We start from the raw sequence: 24,575 nt of genomic DNA on the forward strand, positions 1-24,575 counted from the left end.
CGCGCAATACGCTGAAATTCCCGTGATGGGGATGGTGTTAGTCAAACGTTCCGGCCACACGGCCCAACAGCATGAAGGCGCGGGCGGTGCGGGTGTCGGACAACTCGGAAATCTCGGCGTCGGTGGCGGAGTCGGCGAATTGGGTGAACATCCGGTCGAAGAGCCGCAGGAAGTGGTGGGCCGCATCGCGAAAGATGGTGTCCTGTTTCATGCGCGCGGCCGTCAGCGCCAGCGAGGAGCGGTCGCGTATCCCGCCAAGGGCGGCGATGGGGCGGCCGCGTTCGCCCTCGGCAAAGCGGCGCCAGATTTCCGGGCGGGCCATGTCGGGGCGCAGGTCGTCCATGTAGATGCCGTCGTGCGACATCAGCGTCAGGATGTCTTGGGCGGCTTGAATAAGCTGTGCGGTGGAACGGTCCTTGAGGGCCTTGCGCAAAGCGGCAAAGCCTTCGCGGTCATTGGCGTTCTCGGGGAAATTCAGCGCGCGGATGAAATCGGCACGATCCAGCGGGGGCTGCATATCCTCGGCAGTGGTGCCGAGGGGCAGGGCCACCTGATCTTCGCCGCCTTGCTGTGTTGGTTCGGCCGGGGCGGGACGGGGTGTGTCGGTGGCCGTGCGGATGGTCGAGAAGGTGGCCAGCGCGGTTTCTGTCTTGCGCTGTGCGGCGGCGATTTCTTCGAGTTTCTTGGTGACAGACGGGTCGTTGATTTCGGCCTGTGTCTTGGTCTGGTTCAGATAGGCGGTGCGGATCGCGTCGATTGCGGTTTGCAAGCGCAGGCTTTCTTCGCGCATGACGCGGGAGGCACGGGCGGCGGTGACCGCCACCCAGATCATCGCCACCGGCATGAAGATGGCCAGCAGGATCATCACGAAGCGCAGGGCGCCGCCGCCGTTCCCGCCGTCGGACCCCATGGCGAGGAAAAAGATCGCCGTCCCAAGCAACCAAAGGACAGTGAGGATTAGCGCGATAACCTCGATCGCGGTCACGCCTTGCGCGTTATGTTTGTCGCCAAACCCTTTTGAAGCGGAGCTTTGGCCCTTGGTTTTCGACATCTGGGACGGCCTGTCAGCTATAGTCGACGTTTAGCACTTCGTAGGATTTTTCACCACCCGGCGTGCGGACCTCGACGCTATCGCCTTCTTCCTTACCGATCAGGGCACGGGCGATGGGCGATTTTATGTTCAGCAGGCCGTTTTCGATATTGGCCTCGTATTCGCCGACGATCTGGTAGGTTTTTTCCTCGTCGGTGTCCTCGTCAACCAGTGTGACCTTCGCACCGAACTTGATCGGGCCGGACAGCTTCGCGGGGTCGATCACGTCGGCAAGGCTGATGACGCCTTCGAGTTCCTTGATGCGGCCCTCGATGAAGCTTTGTTTTTCCTTGGCCGAGTGGTATTCGGCATTTTCCGACAGGTCGCCATGTTCGCGCGCCTCGGAGATGGCGCGGATGATGGCGGGGCGCTCTTCGGACTTCAGGTGCTTCAACTCGGCCTCAAGGGCGGCAAAGCCCTTGCGGGTCATCGGGATCTTTTCCATCGTCACTATCCACTATCGTTGCGGGGCGCGGCCTTGGGCCGCCCCCGGCAGGTCTGTCGGCTTGGTCGCGCCAGATTGCCCTGACCGGACCGGATTTTGCAATAGGCCATGGTGCCCGACTGTGCAATGGAGTCGCGATCCCGCGTATTTTGACGCATTCAGCCTGTTTTAACGTCGTGTTTCAATTGACCTTCATCAGGCCGGCGCGCTAACCACGTGCGCAACTTTGTTACATGAACGAACTGCCCTGAGAAAAGGATGCAAACCATGTCCGATGTGACGCGCGAAGCGATGGAATACGATGTTGTGATCGTTGGGGCGGGGCCTGCGGGCCTGTCGGCGGCGATCCGGCTGAAGCAGTTGGACCCCTCGCGCGAGGTTGTGGTTCTTGAAAAGGGCTCGGAAGTGGGGGCGCATATCCTGTCGGGGGCGGTTCTTGATCCTTGTGGTCTCGATGCGCTGATCCCGGACTGGAAGGAAAAGGGCGCGCCGCTGAATACCCCGGTGAAGGACGATAATTTCTATATGCTGGGCGAAGGCGGGCAGGTGCGTATCCCCAATTTCCCGATGCCGCCGCTGATGAACAACCACGGCAATTACATCGTGTCGATGGGCAATGTGTGCCGCTGGATGGCGGAGCAGGCCGAGGAACTGGGCGTGGAAATCTTCCCCGGCATGGCCTGTTCGGAGATGGTTTATGACGAGAACGGCAATGTGAAGGGTGTCGTGGCCGGTGAGTTCGGCAAGAACCCCGACGGCACACCGGGGCCCGCCTATGAGCCGGGGATGGAGTTGCATGGCAAGTATGTCTTCTTGTCGGAAGGGGTTCGCGGGAGCCTCGCCAAGGAAGTGATCGCCAAGTACGACCTGAGCGCCGGGAAAGAGCCGCAGAAATTCGGCCTTGGCATGAAGGAAATCTGGGAAATCGACCCCGCCAAGCACCGCGAGGGCAGCGTGACCCACACCATGGGTTGGCCGCTGAACGGCAATGCCGGGGGTGGGTCTTTCATCTATCACCTTGAAAACAATCAGGTTTACGTGGGTTTCGTGGTTCACCTGAACTACAAGAATCCGCATTTGTACCCCTACATGGAGTTCCAGCGTTTCAAGCATCACCCGATGGTGGCGGAGCTTCTGAAAGGCGGAAAGCGCGTGGCCTATGGCGCACGGGCGATTTCCGAAGGCGGGTATCAGTCGATGCCCAAGATGGTTGCGCCGGGTGTGGCGATGTTGGGTTGTTCGGTGGGCATGGTCAACGTGCCGCGCATCAAGGGCAACCACAACGCCATGCTGTCGGGCAAGGCGGCGGCCGAAGCGGCGCATGAAGCGATTGAGGCGGGGCGCGCGACCGACGAGTTGAGCGCCTACGAGGACGAGGTGCGCAGCGGCGCCATCGGCAAGGACCTCAAGAAGGTGCGCAACGTCAAGCCGATGTGGTCGAAGTGGGGGATGCTGCCCTCTCTGGCGCTTGGCGGGTTGGATATGTGGACCAACACGCTTGGCTTTTCGCTGTTCGGCACCATGGGACATGGCAAAACCGACGCCGAGGCCACGGAACCTGCCGACAAGCACAAGGAAATCAGTTATCCCAAGCCCGATGGCAAGCTGAGCTTTGATCGTTTGACCAATGTCAGCTTTTCGATGACCAACCACGAAGAAAGCCAGCCGGCGCATCTGACGCTCAAGGACGATAGCGTGCCGATCAACGTCAATCTTCCGAACTACGACGAACCGGCGCAGCGGTATTGCCCGGCGGGGGTTTACGAGGTGGTGCGCGAAGATGGCAAGGAGCCCAAGTTCGTCATCAACTTCCAGAACTGCGTGCATTGCAAAACCTGCGACATCAAGGACCCCAGCCAGAACATCAACTGGGTCACGCCGCAGGGCGGGGACGGGCCGAACTATCCCAATATGTAACCAGCGCGTGATTTTATGCCTGCGGGGCGGTCTTCGGGCCGCCCCGCATTGCTTTGGGCGTTCGGGCGTACTAGGTTCTGCCGGTACACTTGGGGCAAAGCAAAGGCAGGCCAGCGTGACAATCCGAACCCTTTCCGCAATCGCCATCGCAACCCTTTTGCAGGCCACCGCGCCGCCAGCCATGGCAAAGGAGGCCTCGGGGGCCTACCTGGCGGCGCGACAGGCGCGGTATGACCATGATTTTACCGCCGCGGCAGAGTATTTCACCCGCGCCCTGACCGAAGATCAATCGAACCCGGCGATCATGGAAAACGCCGTGGTTGCGCATGTGGCGCTGGGGAATTTCGACCGCGCCCTACCGATTGCCCGCAAAATTGAGGCCGATGACCTGCGCAGCCAAGTGGCGCATATGGTTCTTGTTTCAGACGAGGTACTGCAAGAGAATTACGATGCGCTTCTCAACCGGCTTGAGGATGGACGCGGTGTGGGGCAACTGGCCGATGGGTTGATCGCGGCCTGGGCGCAATTGGGTCAGGGCGACATGAGCCAAGCGCTTGAACTGTTCGATGAGGTGGCCGAAGAGCGTGGCTTGCGCAGCTTTGCCATTTACCACAAGGCGCTGGCGCTGGCCTCGGTCGGGGATTTCGAGGGGGCGGACCAGATTTTTGCCGGGGAAAGCGATGGCCCGATGCAACGTACGCGGCGTGGTGTGCTGGCATGGGCGGAGGTCTTGAGCCAGCTTGGCCGAAACGAGGATGCCGTCGCACAGATCGACGATACTTTTGGCACCGATCTGGACCCGGAGATTCAGCAATTGCGCGATCGTCTGGCGGCGGGCGACAAGGTTCCGTTCAGCATGATCGGCGGGGCCGCCGATGGGGTGGCCGAAGTGTTCTTTTCGCTGGGACGCGCGTTGTTGAGTGATACGAGCGAGGATTACATCCTGCTGTATTCGCGGGTGGCCGAGCATTTGAGCCCCGATCATATCGATGCGGTGATCATGTCGGCGGAACTGCTCGAATCGCTGGGCCGTTATGAATTGGCCACCGCCGCTTACAAGCGGGTGCCGCGTGATCATCCTTCGTTTTTGGCGGCGGAACTGGGCCGGGCCGATACCCTGCGCCGGGCTGACAAGACCGATGCGGCAATCGAGGTTCTGGAGCAGCTTGCGCAGACCCATGCAGATCAACCCACGGTACATGTTTCGGCCGGGGATCTGTTCCGGCAGTTGGAGCGGTTCGACGAGGCCGCACAGGCCTATGACAAAGCAATTGCACTGTACGAAGACCGCGATGCCGACCAATGGTTCGTGCATTACGCCCGCGCCATCAGTTTCGAGCGGCAAGACATGTGGGAGAAGGCCGAGGCCGATTTCCGCCGTGCGCTTGAGTTGAACCCCGAGCAGCCGCAGGTTTTGAATTATCTGGGCTATTCACTGGTGGAGAAGCAGAGCAAGCTGGACGAGGCGCTGAACATGATCGAGCGTGCCGTCGCCGCGCAGCCCAACAGCGGTTACATCGTGGATAGCCTTGGCTGGGTGCTGTACCGTCTTGGCCGCTATGACGAGGCCATCGGCCATATGGAGCATGCCGCCGAATTGATGCCGGTGGACCCGGTGGTGAACGACCATCTGGGCGATGTGCTTTGGGCCGTGGGGCGCAAGACCGAAGCCCGTTTCCAGTGGAAGCGCGCGCTGTCCTTCGTGACCGAGGACACCCCGGCACAAGACATCGACCCCGACCGCATTCGCCGTAAGCTTGAGGTCGGTCTGGACCAGGTTCTGAACGAGGAGGGCGCTGCGCCCCTGAAGGTTGCCGATGACGGTGATTGAGGGGTTTGCCCCGGCCAAGATCAACCTGACCCTGCATGTGACGGGGCGGCGCGATGATGGCTATCACGAATTGGATTCGCTGGTGGTTTTTGCCGATATCGGCGACCGGATCAGTGTTCGGCCAAACGGGACCACCATGCTGACGGTGGATGGCCCGATGGCCGCGGGCGTGCCCGTGGATGACAGTAACCTTGTCGTGCGGGCCGCCGCGAAGATGGGGGTGGCGGCGGAGATCCATCTGGAAAAGCACCTGCCCAATGCCGCCGGCCTTGGTGGCGGCTCCAGCGATGCGGCGGCGACTTTCGGTGCTTTGGCCGAACTGTCGGGGAATCCGGTCCCGGAAGATGTGCTTGGCCTTGGTGCGGATATTCCCGTGTGCCTTTATGGCGACGCGGCGCGGATGCGCGGCGTGGGCGAGATCGTGGAGCCTGTGACGGGGTTGCCGGTGTTGCATGCGGTGCTGGTCAATCCCAAGTTGCCGGTCATGACGAAAGAGGTCTTCGCGGGGCTGGATTGCGCCGATAACCTCGCCATGCCCGAGACGCTGCCCGGATTTGATGATGCTGGCGATTTTATCGAGTGGCTGGGCACCATGCGCAATGACCTCGAGGCCCCGGCCATCAAGGCGGAACCCGTCATACAACAGGTTTTCGACACGCTGTCTGTGACACCGGGCTGCCATCTGACGCGCATGTCCGGGTCGGGCGGGACGTGTTTCGGCCTGTATTCCGATGCGGAAACCGCCGCCTCGGCGGCGGGGCGGCTGCATGAACAGCAACCGGGTTGGTGGGTTGAGGCGGTGCGCCTGAACGCCTGAGCGAAGTCTTAACTTACGCGCGCGACCACGTAATCGGCCAAGTCAATCAACATGCGGCGCACCGGGTGATCGGGTAGGGCCTGCATGGCTGTCTTGGCCTTCTCAGACCACATCAGGGCATCCTGACGGGTGGCCTCAAGCGTGCCGTGCTTGTCCAGAAGGGCAAGGGCGTGGTCCAGATCGCCGTCGTCCTGTTTGCCCTTCTCGATGGTGCGGGTCCAGAAAGCGCGCTCTTCCGCGTCGGCCATGGCCACGGCCTTGATCACTGGCAGGGTCAGCTTGCGTTCGCGGAAATCGTCACCGACGTTCTTGCCGGTGGCGGCGCTGTCGCCTTGGTAATCCAGCAGGTCATCGACGATCTGGAAGGCGATGCCAAGGGCATCGCCATAATCGAAGAGGGCGCGCACCTGATCCTCGGGGGCTTCCGAGAGGACGCCGCCGGTTTCCGTTGCCGCCGAGAACAGCGCGGCGGTCTTGCCGCGGACGACTTGGAGGTAAATATCCTCGGTGGTCTTGAGGTCCTGTGCCGCGCTGAGCTGCAGAACCTCGCCCTCGGCGATGACGGCGGCGGCATTCGACAGGATGTCGAGGACGCGCAGGTTACCGGGCTCGACCATCAATTGGAAGGCACGGGCAAACAGGTAATCGCCCACCAGAACGCTTGATTTGTTGTCCCACAGAAGGTTGGCGGTGGGCCGTCCGCGGCGCTGTTCGCTTTCGTCCACAACGTCGTCATGCAATAGCGTGGCTGTGTGGATGAATTCCACCGTGGCGGCCAAATGCACATCGAAGTCGCCCTCATAGGCGCAAAGATCAGCCGCCGCCAGCGTCAGCATCGGGCGCAGGCGTTTGCCGCCCGCTTCGACCAGATGGGCGGTGACCTCGGGGATACGCGGCGCGTGGCGCGAGGCCATGCGGGTTCGGATAAGGGTGTTCACGGCCTCCATCTTGTCGCTCAGATGTGCGGCCAGTTCCTCATGCGGTTTCGTTGCGGCGTGGTCCAATCCCATCACACTCCCGTCACACCGGTCGACAAATCCCGCGCGGTGCCCTTATGTCATCCCCATGAAACAACTCTTCAGCACAACCGATCCGACGATGATCGCCTTTGCCCAAGCGCTGCTTCAGGGCGAGGGTATAGACTGCTTTGAAATGGACGTAAATATGAGCGTCCTAGAGGGAGGTATAGGGATTTTCCCGCGTCGCCTTATGGTTGCAGAGGAGAGTTTTGGCCGCGCCCGCCGGGTGCTGCTGGACAACGGGATTGACGTGGATGACTGAGGGCTGGCCCGACGAGGCGCTGAGCAGGGATGACTTTCTGGGTGGTCAGTTGCGCCTGTGGCAACCCAAACAGGGCTATCGGGCGGGGGTGGACCCGGTGTTGCTGGCTGCAAGTGTGCCCGCGCGCACGGGCGACACGGTTCTTGATCTGGGCTGTGGCGCGGGTGTGGCGGCGCTTTGCGTGGCGCAACGGGTGCCGGGGGTGAAGGCGACGGGGCTGGAGGTGCAGCCGGGCTATGCCGATCTGGCGCGGCGCAACGCGGCTGAAAACGGGACGGAGCTTGAGGTGATCGAAGGGGATTTGACCCGGATGCCCGATACCCTGAAACAGCGGCAGTTCACACATGTTCTGGCCAATCCCCCCTATTTCGATCGTGCCAGCAGTACCAGGGTTTCCGACGACGGGCGCGAAACAGGGCGGGGCGAGGTGACGCCGCTGTCCGATTGGGTCGAGATGGCCGCGAAGCGCTGTGCGCCCAAGGGCACGGTCACGATGATCCAGCGGGCCGAGCGCCTGCCCGAGTTGTTGAGCCATGCCGCGCGGCACTTGGGGAGTTTGGAGGTTTTGCCGTTGATTCCCCGAAAGGGGCGGGCGGCGCGGCTGGTTTTGATACGGGGCCGCAAGGGCGGGCGTGCGGCATTTTGCCTGCACGACGGGTGGATTTTGCACGAGGGTGATAGCCACCCCGGCGACCGGGAAAATTATAACGCCGCAACCACTTGTATTTTAAGGCTTGGTACGCCCCTGCTGTTCCCCAGCTGAAAAGTCTCAAATTGGACGTGCATTTCCTTGCTTATGATGCGGTTGCAGCGTGACAGATTTGTAAAACTGTGCTGCACTGTTCGTGTTTAAACCATCCAGAGAGGAGATACGCATATGAGCTTGAGTTCGCATGTCGAGCAACTGAAGAAGAAACATCAGGACCTCTCGGAACAAGTAGAAGAGGCGCAACGTGCCCCGGGCACCAGCGATCTGGAAATCGCGGACCTCAAGAAACAGAAGCTTCGTGTGAAAGAAGAAATCGAACGCCTGACCGAAAGCGCCTAACTGGCGGAATCAATCAGGGTGAAGTGACGGTCGTGGTGCGAGACTACGGCCGTCTGTTCACGTAGCCAAGCGCGGAACGCGGCGATGTGTGGCCGCGTTTCAGAGCCTTTTACACATAAAATCCTGTAGTGGGCCGCTGTTCGCAAGCCCAAAGCATAGGGCGCAACCAAGCGCCCTTCGTTGAGCAATCTGGAGGCAAGGGAAATCCGCCCGAGAATGACGCCGGCGCCCGAAAGGGCAGCATCCAAGGCATGATCGGCTTGTGAGTACCTTTGCCCCGTCCAGTCTCTCGCAGGCAGATTTGCGGCGCGAAACCAAGCAGGCCAGTCGCAAGGCGGATCAAGAAAGCGAATATCGTCCTGATGCAGTAATTGTGCCTTTGCCAGATCGGCGGGGTTGGGCATCTGTTCGGCCAAGGCGGGCGTCATCATCGGCGTGACCCATTCATTCAGGAACGGTTCTTCGTACAGGTCCGGGTCGGGGCCGTAGCCAAAGCGCACGGCCAAATCCACCCCATCGCGCCCCAAGTTCACCAAGCCCAATCCGGCGCTCAGGCGTAGTTCAATTTCGGGGTGGGCTTGGGCGAAACTGTAAAGCCGTGGGGCCAGCCATGTTGCGGTGAAGGCTGGGCCAGCAGTGACGGTGAGCGAGGCATGGTCATTCACCCGCCGTGCCGCGCGCCATGCAGCCGTGAGCGTTTCAAACCCATCTTTGGTACCGGGGGCAAGGGCGCGGCCCGCTTCGGTGAGCTTCACGGCGCGATTGAGACGCTGGAACAGGGGGGCGCCCAGGTGCTCCTCCAGCGATTTGATCTGGAACGACAGGGCGGCGGGGGTGACGTTCAACTCGGCGGCCGCCTGTTGGAACGACATATGCCGCGCGGCGGTGTCAAAGGCGCGCAGGGCGGTAAGGGGCGGCAGGCGGTCCGGCATGTCGATTAAGTATCGCTTAAGTGAAGTGATAGAAAGTCTCGTTTGTGCCTTTTTATCGTGAAGCGCATATTGGGTGTAGTCAAGAAATACTGAACGCCAGTGAAAGGACTGCCCGATGATCGAAGTTGCCAGTGATAAGCGCACCCGTGATGCCTATCGCGCGGCCCATGCCGCCCGGGGGCAGGCCCTTGGCCGTATCTGGTCCCGACTGACGGGACAGAATCCTTCCGGATGATCGTTGCAAGTGATATCTGGAAAAGCAAAAGGGCCGGTCATCGCGACCGGCCCTTTTCATGTTCTGCGGCAGGGATCAGACGAAGAATTGACCGCCGTTTGCCGAAATGGTCGAGCCATTGATGAACTGTGCATCGTCCGAAGCCAGGAAGGCCACGCAGCGGGCGATCTCTTCCGGTTCGCCAAGACGGCCTGCGGGAATCTGGCTGATGATCGATTCGCGCACCTTTTCGGGTACGGCCATGACCATCTCGGTCGCAATATAGCCGGGGCAGACGGCGTTGGCGGTGATGCCCTTGGCGGCGCCCTCTTGGGCCAGCGACTTGATGATGCCCAGGTCGCCCGCCTTGGTCGCGGCATAGTTCACCTGAGCGAACTGACCTTTTTGCCCGTTGATCGAGCTGATCACGATGATGCGGCCAAAGCCACGTTCGCGCATGCCGGGCCAGACGGGGTGAACGGTATTGAATACGCCAGTCAGGTTGGTGTCGATCACCTGCTGCCACTGTTCCGGGGTCATCTTGTGGAAGGGCGCATCGCGGGTGATGCCCGCGTTGGCGACGACCACGTCGATCGGCCCCATTTCTTCTTCGACCTTTGCGATACCGGCCTTGGACTCGTCGTAGTCTCCGACGTTCCACTTGTAGGTCTGGATGCCGGTTTCCTCGGTAAATTTCGCGGCGGCCTCGTCGTTGCCCGCGTAGGTGGCGGCCACGTTGTAGCCTTCGGCCTTCAGGGCCTTGGAAATGGCTGCGCCGATGCCGCGCGATCCACCGGTGACAAGTGCTGTTCTAGCCATGGGATTCCTCCGATTTGATAAATTTCGTTGGTAACTCTGTTAAACTTTGAAACGAGTGAGCGCAACATTATTACTCGTACAATTTTGCCGCAGTGCAGAAGTTTCTCGCGGCGCAAGAAAAAGGGCGCCGGTTTCGACGCCCTTTCTACCCTTCTGGCATCCGCCCGCTTACGGACGCTCAAGGCACATGGCCACGCCCATACCGCCGCCAATGCAGAGCGTGGCAAGGCCCTTCTTGGCGTCGCGGCGCTGCATTTCAAACAACAGGGTGTTGAGGATACGGCAGCCCGAGGCGCCGATCGGGTGACCGATGGCGATGGCGCCGCCGTTCACGTTCACGATTGCAGGATCCCAGCCCATGTCCTTGTTCACGGCACAGGCCTGTGCCGCGAAGGCTTCGTTGGCTTCCACAAGGTCCAGATCGTCAACCGACCAGCCGGCTTTTTCCAGCGCTTTGCGGCTGGCGTGGATCGGGCCGACGCCCATGATCGACGGATCCAGACCTGCCGTGGCGTAGGAGGCGATGCGCGCAAGCGGGGTGATGCCACGCTTTTCGGCGTTGTCCGCGCTCATCAGCAGAACGCCGGCGGCGCCGTCGTTCAGGCCACTGGCGTTGGCCGCGGTGACCGAGCCGTCCTTGGTGAAGGCGGGGCGCATTTTCTGCATGGCTTCGATAACGGCGCCGTGGCGGATGTATTCATCCTTGTCGACCACGATGTCGCCCTTGCGGGTTTTGATGGTGAAGGGGATCACCTCATCGTCGAATTTCCCGGCCTTTTGTGCGGCCTCGGCCTTGTTTTGCGAGGCCAGCGCGAATTCGTCTTGTTGATCGCGACTGATTTGCCATTTTTCGGCAACGTTCTCGGCTGTCTGACCCATATGGTAGCCGTTGAAGGCATCCCAGAGGCCATCGCGGATCATGGTGTCGATATATTTCATGTCGCCCATTTTGTGGCCAGCGCGCAGGTTTGCGGCATGGGGGCTGAGCGTCATGTTTTCCTGACCGCCCGCAGCGACGATATCAGCGTCGCCCAGTTGGATGTGCTGAGCGCCCAGAGCGACCGAGCGCAGACCCGATCCACAGACCTGGTTGATGCTCCAAGCCGCTGATTCCTGCGGCAGGCCAGCGTTGATATGGGCCTGACGGGCAGGGTTTTGGCCTTGCGCGGCTGTCAAAACCTGACCGAGGATGGTTTCGGAAACTTCCGATTTGTCGATCCCTGCACGCTCTACCACGGCCTCAAGAACGGCTGCGCCAAGATCATGTGCCGGGGTGTTCGCGAAAGAGCCGCAGAATGACCCGACAGCAGTGCGCGCTGCGGATGCGATAATTACGTTGGTCATGTGTGTCCTCCACCAGAATTTTGGTCGAGGAACGCCCGGACGTCACAACAAGTGCGGGCCCCAGTATTCCCCGCCGTTCCGTGCGGTAATATCGCATATGCCGCATTGCGGCAACTGACCACATGTCACAGGTCAGGCGGACTCCTGCCCGAGTGCTGCATCGAGCCACGGTGGGTGGATGGTGGGTGCGCCGAAATAGTATCCCTGCATACACTCGATTCCGATGGCCGAAAGATAGGCCGCATCCTGCGGATGTTCGACACTTTCGGCTATGGTTACCATGTCGAATTGTTCAGCGATGGACTTCAGCGCGGCGGTCAGGACCTGATTATCGGGATTGGTCGCAATGCCGCGAATGAATTGGCCGTCGATCTTGAGAATGTCGAAATAAAAATCTTTCAGATAGCGGAAGGATGTAAACCCGGCGCCGAAATCATCCAGTGCAAAGCTGATTCCCTTTTTTTGAAGGTCGTCCATGAAGCCCACGACCAGATCGGGCACCAACATGGCCGAGCTTTCAGTGATCTCCAGAATCAGCCGCTCTGCGATTGTGGGGTCCTTTCCGAGCCCACGCTTGAGGATGCGATTCCAGCGCGGGTATCCGATGGAGCGCGCCGACATATTTACCGACAACCGAAGATCGGGGTAATCCTGCAATGTCCTAAGGCCCTTTTCCAGGGCGAGGCAATCAATGACACGCCCTGTTTCCATGGTTTCTATTTCATTGATGAAGTCGCAGGCGGGGATCACCCGCCCGGTTTCATCCATTACCCGAATCAAACCTTCGTAAAAGGCGGGTCGCGATTCGTGCCCGGTGGGCACAACGGCCTGATAGGCCAGCATCACTTGTTTGTGACGCACCGCTTGATCCACCATGTCGATGACCGACCGGTCCCGCGCGCTGATGGCATAGTTCAGCGGGCTGTCGTACCCGGTCGGGATATTCGCCCATTTGCGTTTCTGCCCCATATCTCACCTCCGAATTCACCGCTTCACAGGCTGGGGCATGGCCGCTAATGATCGGTTAAACGGGGGATTTGACGTAAATCTGCCCTAGGGTGGGTAACAAGGGGATAACGCATGGAGCGCTGTGGCTGGGCCGGGGATGACCCGCTGTATCATGCCTATCACGATGACGAGTGGGGCGTGCCCGAGTTTGACAGCCGCGCCCTGTGGGAGAAGCTGATCCTTGAAGGTTATCAGGCCGGGCTCAGTTGGATCACCATCCTCCGCAAGCGCGATAGTTTTCGTGAGGCTTTTCAAGGGTTTGATCCAAATGTAATCGCCACTTGGGGTGCGGCGGAAGTTGAGGAATTACTACAAAACCCGGGTATCGTCAGGCACCGTGGGAAGGTGGAGGCGACGATCACGAATGCCCGGGTCTGGCAAGGGATTGAGGCCAAGGAGGGCTTTGCCCGTTACCTTTGGTCTTACGTTGATTACAGCCCCATCCAGACCGATTGGAGCGCGCTGTCGCAGGTTCCAGCCCAAACGGAAATTTCCCAAGCAATTTCAAAGGATTTGAAGAAAAAGGGGTTCAAGTTCTGCGGGCCGACGATCACTTATGCCTTCATGCAGGCGGCAGGGTTGGTGAATGACCATCTGACCACGTGCCCCTGCCACAAACCCGTGGCCGAAATGGGCCAAAAATCCGCGTCGGTATAACGTCGGTATTTTGTCGGTATCGCGTCGGTGTGCCGATGGCAGCGGGAATCTTTTGGAATCTGCCGTAAAATCCTATATTGGCGGCATCTCACCTTATATGAGCGCGAACCCATGACCGAGACCACCGCCCCGATCACGCAGGACGTGATGACCATTCCCCGCAAGCTTCCCGATGGGTCGATGAATATCGTCGGCCTGACGCGCGAGGCGCTGCGCGAGGTGTTGATCGAAAACGGCACCCCGGAAAAGCAGGCCAAGATGCGCGTCAATCAGATCTGGCAGTGGGTTTACCAGTGGGGCGTGCGCGATTTCGCCGAGATGACGAACCTCAGCAAGGCCTATCGTGCGGAACTGGCCGAGAACTTCGTGATCGAAATTCCCGAAATGGTCAGCAAACAGGTGAGTGCCGATGGCACCCGCAAGTACCTTGCGCGGATCGCGGGCGGCCATGAGGTCGAGGTGGTCTATATCCCCGAGGCGGATCGCGGGACGCTGTGTATTTCAAGCCAAGTTGGCTGCACCCTGACCTGTTCGTTCTGCCATACCGGTACGCAGAAATTGGTGCGCAACCTGACCGCCGGGGAAATCATAGGCCAAGTGATGATGGCGCGCGACGATCTGGGCGAATGGCCCGAGCCGGGGCAGGGCACCGGCGAAAACGGCCCGCGCCTTTTGTCGAACATCGTGCTGATGGGCATGGGCGAGCCGCTTTATAATTTCGAGAACGTCCGCGACGCGATGAGGATCGCCATGGATGGCGAGGGGATCAGCCTCAGCCGTCGTAGGATTACGCTCTCGACCAGCGGGGTCGTGCCCGAAATCGCCAAGACCGCCGAGGAAATTGGCTGTATGCTGGCGGTCAGCTTTCATGCCACCACCGACGAGGTGCGCGACAAGCTGGTGCCGATTAACAAGAAATGGAACATCGAAACGCTTCTGGATGCGCTGCGCGAGTATCCCAAGGCCAGCAACTCGGAACGGATCACCTTTGAATACGTGATGTTGAAGGACGTGAACGACAGCGATGAGGATGCCCGCCGCCTTGTGCAACTGATCAAGGGCATTCCGGCCAAGATCAACCTGATCCCGTTCAACGAATGGCCCGGTGCCCCGCATCAGCGCAGCGATTGGGATCGGATCGAAGCCTTTGCCGATATCGTCTACAAGGCCGGGTATGCCAGCCCCATCCGCACCCCGCGCGGCGAGGATATCATGGCCGCCTGCGGGCAGCTGAAATCGGCCAGCGAGCGCGCCAAGAAAAGCCGCCGCCAAATCGAGGCCGAGGCCGGGTTGAGCTGAGGCAATGGGTGGTCATCGGTGGTGTCCGCGTTAAACTGGAGTGAACTGCCAGTTTGACAGGTGCCATGATGCGTGACTTTCCCCCTTTGCCTCAACCTGCCGACCACGAGGGCCAACCTCGCAAGGTCGGTGTGGAGATCGAGTTTGGCGGGCTGAACGAGGCGGAGGCGGCGCGCCTGTGTGCCAATCATTTGGGCGGAGAGGCCACCCAGACCGACAGCCACATCTGGAAGGTCAACAACACCAGAATAGGCACGCTTGAGGTTTATCTGGATATTTTCCTGCGCAACGCCACGCAGAGCAAGCTGCGCGATCTGGCGCTTGATCTGGGGCGCGAGGTGGTGCCGGTGGAAATCGTTTCCGAGCCTTTGGAGCGCGATGGCCTGCAAAAGCTGGATGGATTGCGAGAGGTCCTGCGCAAGGCTGGTGCGCTGGGCAGCGGGGCAGGTTGGACTTTTGGGTTTGGCGTGCACCTGAACGTGCAGATCGCCTCGGGTTGTGATGCCGATATTGTGCGCCCGCTTCTGGCTTATGCCCTGATCGAGGACTGGATGCGTAACGCCAACCCGATTGACGAGTCGCGCCGCATTCTGCCGTTTACCGACCCTTACCCGACCGACTTCGTGCGCGACCTGATCGCGCTTGGGCCAGATGCCCCTGTCAGCGAGGTGAGAGAGACCTACCTTCATCACAATCCGACACGAAACAGGGGGTTGGATATGTTGCCCATTTTTGCCGAACGTGCGCCTGAGCGGGTCGAGGCCGTGGTCTCGGGCAAGCTTTCGGCGCGGCCCACCTTTCATTTCCGCCTGCCCGATTGCTTGATCGATGATGAGGATTGGTCGCTGTCCGATGAATGGCAGCGGTGGTTGATCGTGGAGCGGGTGGCGCAGGATGCCGGGGTGTTGGCCCGTCTGGGCAAGGCGTGGGAAGACGACCACGGGATGATCACCATTTCGCGACAAAGCTGGGCGCGGCGCTGTGGTGAGATCCTGCACGAAGCCGGGCTGGACAAGGCCGGGGCATGAGATGACCAAACCGCTTATCGGGGTGACCACGTCGCGCCGCTCGGGCTGGCGAATTTTTCCGCTGATCGCGTTCAATGTCTGGATGGCGGGCGGGCGCGCGGTGCGCTGGGTCGATGGGCGCGAGGCTGATGTGACTGATGTCGATGGGGTGATCATCGGCGGTGGCGATGATATTTCCCCTGATTTGTATGGCGGGGAGCTGGTGCGCAGTGCGCGGTTGGATCCGGGGCGCGACGCGCTGGAGCGGGGGTTGGTGCATGAGGCCTTTGATGCGGGCAAGCCCGTGCTTGGGATTTGCCGGGGCAGTCAGATGATCAACGTGGCATTGGGCGGGAGCCTGCATCAGGATGCTTACGGCATCTATAAGGAGAGTGACCGCCTGCGCACGATCCTGCCGCGCAAAGAGATCCATATTCAACCCGGGACGCATCTGGCCGAGTTGTCCGGGACCGAGCCGATGCGCATAAATGCCTTGCATAGTCAGTCGGTGGATTGCCTGGGGGAAGGTTTGAGGGTCGCGGCGAGAGACCGCGGAGGTATGGTACAGGCTATCGAGCGGGCCCGCGCGCCCTTTGTTCTGGGCGTACAATGGCACCCCGAGCATTTGTTTTACGCGCACCGCCAGCAGGCGCTATTCAAGGCGCTTGTGGCGGCTGCGGCGGATGAAAGGGCGATATCGCCTACCCTTGGTTGAAAGCTGCCCACGGGTTCTTAAAGAATTCCCAAGCGCGTCAGATTTCCGGCAGATTGCCGCCACATACGTCAACTATCCCCTTCGGCATCACTTATTGTTTAAGGGACATGAACGATGACCATGATGACGAGTAATCAAGCCTTCGACGATGTACGCGATTTTGTTCTGCGCGAGCGGCAAATGTGCGTATCGGACCGAGAATGGAAACACCGCCTGCGCGGCTATGGCTATGCCATCCGCGAAAGCCATGAGGGGCATGTTGTTACCTCCTTGGTCAAGGGCGGCGATATTTGCACGCTTGGTGCGGCGGCCTGAGCCTGCGGCGAATTCCGGCTTGCAAATCCATGCCCCAGCGTATTCCGTGAAGCGGTCTACGGTTCAACAAGGGGGCGGATATGCAAACCAAGATCGGGGTGATTGGCGGCTCGGGTGTTTATGAGATCGAGGGGCTGGCTGATGCCGAATGGGTCACCGTCGAAACCCCTTGGGGCGCCCCATCGGATCAGATCCTGACTGGCACGCTAGATGGCGTGCCGATGGCCTTTCTGCCCCGCCACGGGCGCGGGCATGTGCATACACCCACCTCTGTTCCCTACCGCGCCAATATCGACGCGCTGAAACGCCTTGGTGTGACCGATGTGATCAGCGTCAGCGCTTGCGGGTCGTTCCGGCATGAAATGGCGCCGGGTGACTTTGTCATCGTGGATCAGTTCATCGACCGCACCTTCGCGCGCGAAAAATCCTTTTTCGGCCCCGGTTGCGTGGGGCATGTGAGCGTCGCGCATCCCACCTGCCCGCGTCTGGGGGAGGCGTGCGAGGCTTCGGCCAAAGCGGCGGGCATAAACGTGCATCGCGGCGGCACATACCTTGCGATGGAAGGGCCACAGTTCTCCACCTTGGCGGAATCGAAGATGTACCGCGAACACTGGGGCGCGGATGTGATCGGCATGACCAACATGCCCGAGGCCAAGCTCGCCCGCGAGGCCGAGCTTTGCTATGCCAGCGTGGCGATGGTCACCGATTACGACAGTTGGCACCCCGACCATGGCGAAGTGGACGTCTCGGACATTATCGCGACACTGACCGGCAATGCCGCCAAGGCCCGCGCGCTGGTGGCCGGTTTGCCGGGGCTTTTGGGCGTCGAACGCGCGCCTTGCCCGCATGGCTGCGACCGGGCGCTGGAGTTCGCCATTCTCACCGCCCCTGAGAAACGCGACCCTGCCCTTTTGGCCAAGCTGGATGCGGTGGCGGGCCGGGTGTTGTAAGCGCCCCGCACCGCCGTTCAGTCTGCCTGCGCCACCGGATCGCCGGTGACCCCGACATAGGTGACCGCCCCCGGGCCATCCGCTCCGGGATTTGCCCCACGCCAGCTTTCGATGGCCACGCTCACCGTCGACGAGTCGGGCAACCGGGCGCCGCCGTGGGCGATAGTATGCAGGTCGGTGTCCGATACGCCCGACGGGGAGGTCCGGTGGCCGCCGAAACCCTCGCCCAGAATACCGGCCAAGGCATCGCGGGCCATGCTGTCGGGCGTCCAGCCATCACCGTGGATGTGGCAACTGAGTGCGCGAAATCGCTTCTTTGCACCTGTGGTGCGATTGTGCTGGACCATCACTGTCGCATCGGTGGCCACCAGCAACAGCCATCCGCCATCGTCGGCAAAGGCCATCATCGGGTCGGGGTCGCCAAACGGATAAATTCCTGTCCTTGCGCTCTCGGCAGCCGTGACCGAGCTGGCGTGGCCGGTTTCGAGCTCTCGAAAGAGGTGCTGGCGCGCCACGAGGTCCTCCAGCCGCGGCAGCGGGTCGTCGACCAACCGCAGCCCTGCCGCGCGCGCAAGACCATGCACACCGTCTGGCGTTTGCGTCTCCATCGACAGGCACAGCCGGGCGAGTGTCACCATCCGGCCGGCATCGGCCAGCGGGCTCCCCTCATTGGCCCGCGACGGGGTGGCCGGTCCAGCCGCCAACGCCAAGCCCATGGCAAGCATGGCGGCGCATCCCGCGATCGCACCCGTTGCGGCTCGTGTCAATTTCTTCATTCCCGCTGGTCCTCGCCTGCCTCTTTGCCATCTTTTGCCGACCGGGGCGACGCGACCCGGCGTTTCGCGCTACATTGGCGTGCCAGGCAGATGACACGCAAGCCCGGTTTGGCAAAGTTCGGGCATCAAGTGACCAACGGGCAAGCGGACATGGACCTTGACACCTGTCTCACCTTTGTTTTGGCCTCTTTGCCCTGCTGGCCTTCCCCGGCCCCGACTGCCATGCGTCTTGCCTTCTTCTGCACGCTCTTGCAGGGCAGGCGGTGATCTCTGCGATTTGGCCGACAGTTTGCGCCAGACGACCGGGCGGACGCGGATGATCGGCTGCATCACCCGTGCGCTCGGGGGCGCCCCTATCGAAAAGGGTATCCTGACCGCCACGTCTCGCCGCGGCACTTGACCCCATGGCACAACGCGCGCTTGCCTCTGCGCGCGGCTTGCGCCACACACGGGAGCGTTACGTAACAAGACGCTACGAGGCCCGCCATGCCCGCCAGTACATCGGTCAAGGATTACATCCGCACCATCGTCGATTTCCCGAAAGAAGGGATCATGTTCCGCGATGTCACCACGCTGTTTGCCGATCCCCGCGGCTTTCGCATGGCCATCGACCAGTTGCTGCACCCCTATGCCGGGGTGCGGTTCGACAAGGTCGTGGGGCTTGAGGCGCGCGGCTTCATCCTTGGCGGCGCGGTGGCGCATCAGTTGTCAGCGGGCTTCGTGCCGATCCGCAAGAAGGGCAAGTTGCCCGGGGCGGTGATTTCCGAGGATTACCAGTTGGAATATGGCGAGGCGGTGGTGGAAATCCACGACGACGCCATCCAACCGGGCGAGAAAATCCTTGTGGTCGATGACCTTCTGGCCACCGGCGGCACCGCCGAGGCGGGGATCAAGCTGATCGAGCGGCTGGGCGGTGAGATCATCGGTTGCGCTTTCGTGATCGACCTGCCCGATCTGGGCGGGCGCGCGAAACTTGAGGCACTGGGCATGGATGTGCATGCGCTTTGCGCCTACGAGGGAGAGTAAGGCCGCGCCTTACTCTTCTTCGGCGTGCCAGTCGTCGATGATCTGCACGGCCTCTTGTGCGGTTTCGACAAAGCGGAACAGCTTGAGGTCGTCTTCCGAAATCGTTCCAGCCTCGGCCAGTGCCTCCCAGTTGATGATCTTGCGCCAGAAGGGTTCGCCGAAGAGTAGAAAGGGCACCGGGTTCATCCGGTCGGTCTGGATCAACGTCAGTGCCTCGAACAACTCGTCCAATGTGCCGAAGCCCCCGGGGAAACAGCACACCGCCTTGGCGCGCATCAGGAAATGCATCTTGCGGATGCCGAAATAGTGAAAGTTGAAGCATAGCCCCGGGGTGACATATTCGTTCGGCGCCTGTTCGTGCGGGAGTACGATGTTGAGTCCGATGGACGATCCTCCGGCATCTGCCGCGCCGCGGTTGCCCGCCTCCATCACGCCCGGCCCTCCGCCCGTGGCGATGACGTATTCGCGCCCGTAGGTGTCCATGGATTTCATCGTCATCAGCCGGGCGAACTCGCGTGCCTCGTCATAGTAACTCGAAAGCCCGGCCAGCGTTTCGGTGCGCGCCGTGTTCTTTTTCGACGGCTCGGGGATGCGTGCCCCGCCGAACAGGACCACGGTGCTTTCAATGCCGCGTTCATTGAGGATCATCTCGGGCTTCAAAAGCTCCAGTTGCAACCGCACGGGCCGCAACTCATCCCGGCACAGGAAATCCGGGTCTGCAAAGGCCAGCCGATAGGCGGGCGCGCGGGTCTGCGGGGTGTCGGGAATCTGTTCCGCGGTACTGCGATCGGAATGGGCGTCTCGGAACTGACTGTTGCGTTCGTCTTTCATCGCGGGCGCGTCCTTCGTATGGTCCATCGGCCAAGGCCTAGCGCCTCGGTGAAGGCTTGACCAGACACAAGGAGAAGCAGAATGCCCCCCAAAGATGAGATTTCTGCCGCCCGTGATCGGATCGCGCCATATGTGCGGCGTACACCGATCAGTGAACTCAGGGGATTTGGCCTGTCATACCCCGTCGAAATGAAATTCGAGCAGATGCAACATACCGGCAGTTTCAAAGCGCGTGGGGCGTTCAATACACTGCTGTCACAGGAGGTCCCCGAGGGGGGCGTCGTGGCGGCCTCGGGGGGCAATCACGGGGCTGCGGTGGCCTATGCCGCGGCCAGGCTGGGCCATCGGGCGCGCATTTACGTCCCCGAGATCGCAGGCCCTGCCAAGATGGAGTTGATCCGCTCGACCGGGGCGGAATTGCAGGTGGTCAAAGGGGCCTATGCCGAGGCTGCCGCCCGTGCTGCTGAATGGCGCGAGGCGACGGGGGCCATGGAAATCCATGCCTATGACGCGCCGACCACCGTGGAAGGGCAGGGCACCTGCATTGCCGAGTGGGAGGATCAGGGCTTGCAGGCCGATACCGTGTTGATTGCCGTCGGCGGCGGTGGCTTGATCGCGGGGGCGCTGGGCTGGCTTTCGGGCGCACGCAAGGTCGTGGCGGTTGAGCCCGAGCGCGCTTGTGCCCTGAATGCGGCGCTTGTGGCTGGTGCGCCGGTGGATGTCGAGGTCGCGGGTGTTGCCGCCAATTCCCTTGGTGCGCGGCGTATTGGGCAGATCTGTTTCGATCTTGCGCAGGTGCAGGGGATCGAAAGGGTAACCGTCCGCGACCGGAATATTACACTGGCGCAAGAGGCGCTTTGGCGTGAGGCGCGGCAACTGGTGGAACCGGCGGGTGCCACGGCGCTGGCGGCACTGATGTCCGGGGCCTACAAGCCCGAGAAGGACGAGCGTGTGGCGGTGCTGATCTGTGGCGGCAATGTCGCCCCTGATCCACTGGCGTCATGACCTCCTGATAGAATTTGCCGCCTTTGTCGCGCGGCGCGTCGCATTGCACCCCGCGCCCCGGCCCCTTATAGGCCATGCACAACAAAACAACCCGACCCGAGGGAGAGACCGCATGTCCAACGCAGAGCTTGAAACCGCCATCGAGGCCGCATGGGAAATCCGTGACACCATCACGCCCAGCACCGGCGGCGAAACCCGCGACGCCATCGAAGATACCCTGAACGCGCTCGACAGCGGCAAACTTCGTGTCGCCGAGCGGCAGGAGAATGGCGATTGGCACGTCAACCAGTGGGCCAAGAAAGCCGTGCTTCTGGGGTTCCGCATCAAGGATATGGAACAGCACGACAACGGCCCGCAAGGCGGCGGCTGGTGGGACAAGGTCGATAGCAAATTCAAGGGCTGGGGCGACAACCAGTGGCGCGCCGCCGGCTTCCGTGCCGTGCCCAACTGTGTCGTGCGCAAGTCGGCTTATATCGCCCCCGGTGTGGTGCTGATGCCCAGCTTCGTGAACCTTGGCGCTTATGTCGATGAGGGCACCATGGTCGATACATGGGCCACCGTCGGCTCCTGCGCGCAGATCGGCAAGAATGTCCACCTTTCCGGCGGCGTCGGCATTGGCGGCGTGCTGGAGCCGATGCAGGCGGGCCCGACGATCATCGAGGACAACTGTTTCATCGGCGCACGCTCCGAGGTGGTCGAAGGCTGCATCGTGCGCGAAGGCTCGGTCCTCGGCATGGGGGTCTATATCGGTAAATCCACCAAGATCGTCGACCGCGAAACCGGCGAGGTCTTCATGGGCGAAGTGCCGCCCTATTCGGTGGTGGTCTCCGGCTCCATGCCGACCAAGAATAACCTCAACCTCTACTGCGCGGTGATCGTGAAACGCGTGGATGCACAAACCCGCTCGAAAACCGGCATCAACGAGTTGCTGCGCGACTAGGGGCTGAAAAGCGCGGGCCGCGTCCCGCGCCCCTTCTTTTTTTTCATATATCCCTGGGAGTGCGAGGGGCTGGCTCCTCACTTTCAAAAGATCTGTGTGGCGTAGCCACTCAATCTGGAAACTGCCAGTCAGCCCTTTTTGGGCCGTTCTCCTAAGGGGCCGCCTGCTTTTTTCCACCCGGAAAACCCATCGTCGATGTGACTAACGTTCGGCAGCCCCATGTCTTGGGCCACCCTTGCCGACAAGGCTGAACGCCAACCCGATGCGCAGTAGAAGACGAAGCGATTGCCGCTTTGAAATTGCGTTTTGGCATAGGGGCTTTCGGGGTCGATCCAGAATTCCAGCATCCCGCGGGGGCAATGGAAGGCCCCGGGGATCATCCCCTCGCGCTCCAACTCACGCGGGTCGCGCAGATCGACAAAGGTTACCCCGTCTTGATCGTGTAACGATACCATCTCGGCTGCCGGGGCGTGGTCGATCACCTCATTGGCTTCGGCCACCATGTCACTCGCGCGTTTCATGGCGTTTTCCTTTCATGCTGTCCTGTGTGGCCGCAACCTAGACCGTTGGCTCCTGTATGAAAAGCCCGGGTCCCAAGCTGTTCAGAAGCCTTGCCTCATACTGCTTCAACTGCATGCGCGCCGCCGGCCAATTGTCGTCTGAACCATTTGCCAGCTCTGGGAACAGGCGCAGAAGTTCAGACTGCGTGTTTTCATCGAAGCTTCGGCGTGTCTGGTCACCGGGATGATAGCTTTCACTCATCAGGCCATCGCCGCAAATCACTTCGTGCCGATCGAACAACAAATGCAGATAGGTAACCGGCATCCCGTCGTTACGCCTATGGATACTATGGCCGTTGACCAGATGCTTGGCCTTCACAAGGACCTCGTGTGTCCCGAAGAACAGTTCCGCGTGCGGTGAAACGATGAAGACCCGGTGATTGGGAGATACTTCAATCATGTCATGCGCGCCAAGCGCCCCGGCATTGATGCGAACAGGTGCATCAGCCCCCTGTGCGTGGCGCCGCGTGGTGCCGATCCAACGCAGGGGTTGCGGGCCGTGGTCAAGCGTCATCACCCTGTCGCCCACCTTGAGAGTTTCGATTGCAACCGCGCCCCGCGGCGTCTCGATCAGCGTACCCGCAGTAAAACAAGGTGCGGTGGTGGTGAACTCGACAAAGCCGATATCCGTATTCCCCAGCGTATCGGCTACGGTGTAGGAAAACGTGTTCGTGCCAAGATCCGCGTCGGGAGCGGCCAACACCATGCCTGTGGGCGTCATGGTGATCTGTTCGCCGGTGGGCAGGATCACGGTATCGCCGACGGTGACAGGCTGGCCATTGATCTGGGTGATGGTCAGGGTGCTTCCGGCGCTGCTGACGTCATTTGCCAGAAGATCGAATGCCTCGCTGTCCCCGGCGCGCACCTCGATCGAGTCGTCAGCTGCGACAAGCGCGGTCTGAATGGAGTCTCCGGCGATCAGCAGGTTACTATCGACTGCGCCATCCCCGGCGTCGGCAATCCCGATCTTGATTGTATTGGTTTCCCCGGGGTTGACCGGTGCCTTGAGGGTCAGGGCAACGGTGAAACCATCCATCTCGGTGTTGTAAACTTCGGCATCGGTGGGATTGTCGACGTACAGGTTTTCATTGCTTTGGTCATTGATCTCATCGACTGAGATATTCCCGGTGCCTACCGTCAGTTCCGCCGGTTGCCCATTGACCCATATGCCGACTGCATCGTTGTAGCCGGAATTGATGAATTCGAGGTATTCTTCTGAGGAGAAGACCACCTGCATTGTCAAAGTGTTGCCATCGGGAATGAAATCCGCCTCAAAAATGGCGGCGTCGAAGGTCGTTTGCCCCGATGTCGCATCAAGGTCAGCGTCGCCCGCGGTGCCGTGGTCGGTTGAGGTATCCGTGAAAACATTGGCATCGCCCGAAGTATTCGTGATGTCGGATGCGTTGCCGGTCGACAGGATCACGCCGGTATCCGAAGGCGTTATTCCCGGTGCGGTGCTGTCACCACCTGAATAGATGCCCGAGGCAGTGGAGGCACCGGCGTAAGTGGCGGAAAGAAGGGATATACCGCTGCCGAACATTTCATTCGCCATGTCCATGGCGTTGGCGAATGTGTCGATCTGGAGTTCGGATGCAGTGGGCATGGCAAGTTCTCGTTCGTGTCTCTCCCCAAGTCCCCCTGAATTGTGATAGTCCCAACCTCTTGCTCAAATCTTGCGGCTGGTCGCGTTGCCCGGATAAAAAACGCTTGAATTTTAGTGGTATCCGCAGGGTTCACTCAGATTGACG

Annotated in this window: 26 protein-coding genes; 15 read left to right on the plus strand and 11 right to left on the minus strand. The window is 60.8% G+C overall.

Annotated elements, in window-relative coordinates:
* Positions 1-37: 37 nt before the first annotated feature.
* Together FDP25_RS11295 and greA are read right to left on the minus strand one after the other, a co-directional pair.
* A complete protein-coding gene (locus FDP25_RS11295; RefSeq protein ID WP_154151768.1) occupies positions 38-1,051 on the minus strand; it encodes a hypothetical protein in 1,014 nt (337 codons plus the stop codon).
* A gap of 13 nt (positions 1,052-1,064) precedes the next feature.
* The gene (gene greA, locus FDP25_RS11300; RefSeq protein ID WP_154151770.1) at positions 1,065-1,535 is read right to left on the minus strand and encodes a transcription elongation factor GreA; all 471 of its coding nucleotides are present in this window, start codon (positions 1,533-1,535) and stop codon (positions 1,065-1,067) included.
* Positions 1,536-1,802: 267 nt separating this feature from the next.
* Between greA and FDP25_RS11305 the strand changes: the two genes are divergently transcribed.
* The 3 genes from FDP25_RS11305 (at position 1,803) to FDP25_RS11315 (ending at position 6,100) form a co-directional block, all read left to right on the plus strand.
* Positions 1,803-3,452 (plus strand): electron transfer flavoprotein-ubiquinone oxidoreductase, encoded by a 1,650-nt coding sequence (locus FDP25_RS11305; protein ID WP_154151772.1) that lies wholly within the window; start codon positions 1,803-1,805, stop codon positions 3,450-3,452.
* 115 nt (positions 3,453-3,567) lie between these two features.
* Positions 3,568-5,283, plus strand: a complete 1,716-nt coding sequence (locus tag FDP25_RS11310) for a tetratricopeptide repeat protein (protein ID WP_343032030.1) — start codon at positions 3,568-3,570, stop codon at positions 5,281-5,283.
* Positions 5,270-6,100 (plus strand): 4-(cytidine 5'-diphospho)-2-C-methyl-D-erythritol kinase, encoded by an 831-nt coding sequence (locus FDP25_RS11315; RefSeq protein ID WP_154151774.1) that lies wholly within the window; start codon positions 5,270-5,272, stop codon positions 6,098-6,100. Before FDP25_RS11310 ends, FDP25_RS11315 begins: the two co-directional genes overlap by 14 nt.
* Positions 6,101-6,108: 8 nt before the next feature.
* On the opposite strand, the gene FDP25_RS11320 is transcribed toward FDP25_RS11315, so the two are convergent.
* Complete coding sequence (locus FDP25_RS11320) at positions 6,109-7,110, minus strand: polyprenyl synthetase family protein (RefSeq protein ID WP_154151776.1); 1,002 nt, start codon at positions 7,108-7,110, stop codon at positions 6,109-6,111.
* 55 nt (positions 7,111-7,165) lie between these two features.
* Between FDP25_RS11320 and FDP25_RS11325 the strand changes: the two genes are divergently transcribed.
* From FDP25_RS11325 to FDP25_RS11335, 3 genes are all read left to right on the plus strand, one after another.
* Positions 7,166-7,381 carry a putative signal transducing protein gene (locus FDP25_RS11325; protein WP_154151778.1) on the plus strand — a complete coding sequence of 72 codons (216 nt, stop codon included), beginning with the start codon at positions 7,166-7,168 and terminating at the stop codon, positions 7,379-7,381.
* Complete coding sequence (locus FDP25_RS11330) at positions 7,374-8,144, plus strand: tRNA1(Val) (adenine(37)-N6)-methyltransferase (protein WP_154153411.1); 771 nt, start codon at positions 7,374-7,376, stop codon at positions 8,142-8,144. Before FDP25_RS11325 ends, FDP25_RS11330 begins: the two co-directional genes overlap by 8 nt.
* Before the next feature lie 114 nt (positions 8,145-8,258).
* On the plus strand, positions 8,259-8,429 hold the full coding sequence (locus FDP25_RS11335; RefSeq protein WP_154151780.1) for a YdcH family protein: 171 nt from the start codon (positions 8,259-8,261) through the stop codon (positions 8,427-8,429).
* On the opposite strand, the gene gcvA is transcribed toward FDP25_RS11335, so the two are convergent.
* From gcvA to FDP25_RS11355, 4 genes are all read right to left on the minus strand, one after another.
* On the minus strand, positions 8,426-9,361 hold the full coding sequence (gene gcvA, locus FDP25_RS11340; protein WP_154151781.1) for a transcriptional regulator GcvA: 936 nt from the start codon (positions 9,359-9,361) through the stop codon (positions 8,426-8,428). The two genes, FDP25_RS11335 and gcvA, sit on opposite strands and share 4 nt — an antisense overlap.
* Positions 9,362-9,671: 310 nt before the next feature.
* Positions 9,672-10,394, minus strand: coding sequence for an acetoacetyl-CoA reductase (phbB, locus tag FDP25_RS11345; protein WP_154151783.1), 723 nt, complete (start codon positions 10,392-10,394; stop codon positions 9,672-9,674).
* Between the two features lie 168 nt (positions 10,395-10,562).
* A complete protein-coding gene (locus tag FDP25_RS11350; RefSeq protein WP_154151785.1) occupies positions 10,563-11,738 on the minus strand; it encodes an acetyl-CoA C-acetyltransferase in 1,176 nt (391 codons plus the stop codon).
* A 132-nt stretch (positions 11,739-11,870) separates the two neighbouring features.
* Positions 11,871-12,707, minus strand: a complete 837-nt coding sequence (locus FDP25_RS11355; RefSeq protein WP_154151788.1) for an EAL domain-containing protein — start codon at positions 12,705-12,707, stop codon at positions 11,871-11,873.
* Between the two features lie 111 nt (positions 12,708-12,818).
* Between FDP25_RS11355 and FDP25_RS11360 the strand changes: the two genes are divergently transcribed.
* The 6 genes from FDP25_RS11360 to FDP25_RS11385 all read left to right on the plus strand — a co-directional run bounded on the left by FDP25_RS11360 (position 12,819) and on the right by FDP25_RS11385 (position 17,689).
* Positions 12,819-13,403, plus strand: coding sequence for a DNA-3-methyladenine glycosylase I (locus FDP25_RS11360; protein WP_154151790.1), 585 nt, complete (start codon positions 12,819-12,821; stop codon positions 13,401-13,403).
* Positions 13,404-13,514: 111 nt separating this feature from the next.
* The gene (rlmN, locus tag FDP25_RS11365; RefSeq protein WP_154151792.1) at positions 13,515-14,702 is read left to right on the plus strand and encodes a dual-specificity RNA methyltransferase RlmN; all 1,188 of its coding nucleotides are present in this window, start codon (positions 13,515-13,517) and stop codon (positions 14,700-14,702) included.
* Between the two features lie 68 nt (positions 14,703-14,770).
* Positions 14,771-15,730 carry an amidoligase family protein gene (locus tag FDP25_RS11370; protein WP_154151794.1) on the plus strand — a complete coding sequence of 320 codons (960 nt, stop codon included), beginning with the start codon at positions 14,771-14,773 and terminating at the stop codon, positions 15,728-15,730.
* Position 15,731: 1 nt separating this feature from the next.
* Complete coding sequence (locus tag FDP25_RS11375; RefSeq protein ID WP_154151796.1) at positions 15,732-16,424, plus strand: gamma-glutamyl-gamma-aminobutyrate hydrolase family protein; 693 nt, start codon at positions 15,732-15,734, stop codon at positions 16,422-16,424.
* A gap of 114 nt (positions 16,425-16,538) precedes the next feature.
* Entirely contained in the window at positions 16,539-16,739 is a 201-nt protein-coding gene (locus tag FDP25_RS11380; protein WP_154151798.1) for a hypothetical protein, read from the plus strand.
* A gap of 80 nt (positions 16,740-16,819) precedes the next feature.
* Positions 16,820-17,689 (plus strand): S-methyl-5'-thioadenosine phosphorylase, encoded by an 870-nt coding sequence (locus FDP25_RS11385; protein WP_154151800.1) that lies wholly within the window; start codon positions 16,820-16,822, stop codon positions 17,687-17,689.
* Between the two features lie 17 nt (positions 17,690-17,706).
* Here the strand turns inward: FDP25_RS11385 and FDP25_RS11390 are convergent, their stop codons facing one another.
* Positions 17,707-18,465 carry a hypothetical protein gene (locus tag FDP25_RS11390; protein ID WP_154151802.1) on the minus strand — a complete coding sequence of 253 codons (759 nt, stop codon included), beginning with the start codon at positions 18,463-18,465 and terminating at the stop codon, positions 17,707-17,709.
* A 486-nt stretch (positions 18,466-18,951) separates the two neighbouring features.
* Here FDP25_RS11390 and FDP25_RS11395 point away from each other — a divergent pair, with 486 nt between their 5' ends.
* Positions 18,952-19,491 carry an adenine phosphoribosyltransferase gene (locus FDP25_RS11395; RefSeq protein ID WP_154151804.1) on the plus strand — a complete coding sequence of 180 codons (540 nt, stop codon included), beginning with the start codon at positions 18,952-18,954 and terminating at the stop codon, positions 19,489-19,491.
* A gap of 9 nt (positions 19,492-19,500) precedes the next feature.
* Here the strand turns inward: FDP25_RS11395 and FDP25_RS11400 are convergent, their stop codons facing one another.
* Positions 19,501-20,322: an LOG family protein gene (locus FDP25_RS11400; protein WP_154153414.1), complete on the minus strand. Its 822-nt coding sequence runs from the start codon at positions 20,320-20,322 to the stop codon at positions 19,501-19,503.
* An 81-nt stretch (positions 20,323-20,403) separates the two neighbouring features.
* On the opposite strand from FDP25_RS11400, the gene FDP25_RS11405 reads away from it, so the two are divergent.
* Together FDP25_RS11405 and dapD are read left to right on the plus strand one after the other, a co-directional pair.
* On the plus strand, positions 20,404-21,327 hold the full coding sequence (locus tag FDP25_RS11405) for a threonine/serine dehydratase (protein ID WP_154151806.1): 924 nt from the start codon (positions 20,404-20,406) through the stop codon (positions 21,325-21,327).
* Positions 21,328-21,439: 112 nt separating this feature from the next.
* Complete coding sequence (dapD, locus tag FDP25_RS11410; RefSeq protein ID WP_154151808.1) at positions 21,440-22,267, plus strand: 2,3,4,5-tetrahydropyridine-2,6-dicarboxylate N-succinyltransferase; 828 nt, start codon at positions 21,440-21,442, stop codon at positions 22,265-22,267.
* 128 nt (positions 22,268-22,395) lie between these two features.
* On the opposite strand, the gene FDP25_RS11415 is transcribed toward dapD, so the two are convergent.
* Together FDP25_RS11415 and FDP25_RS11420 are read right to left on the minus strand one after the other, a co-directional pair.
* Positions 22,396-22,788: a rhodanese-like domain-containing protein gene (locus FDP25_RS11415; protein WP_154151810.1), complete on the minus strand. Its 393-nt coding sequence runs from the start codon at positions 22,786-22,788 to the stop codon at positions 22,396-22,398.
* A 37-nt stretch (positions 22,789-22,825) separates the two neighbouring features.
* The gene (locus tag FDP25_RS11420) at positions 22,826-24,430 is read right to left on the minus strand and encodes a choice-of-anchor L domain-containing protein (RefSeq protein ID WP_154151812.1); all 1,605 of its coding nucleotides are present in this window, start codon (positions 24,428-24,430) and stop codon (positions 22,826-22,828) included.
* Between the last annotated feature and the right edge of the window lie 145 nt (positions 24,431-24,575).

Source organism: Roseovarius bejariae (genome assembly GCF_009669325.1).
GTDB lineage: Bacteria > Pseudomonadota > Alphaproteobacteria > Rhodobacterales > Rhodobacteraceae > Roseovarius > Roseovarius bejariae.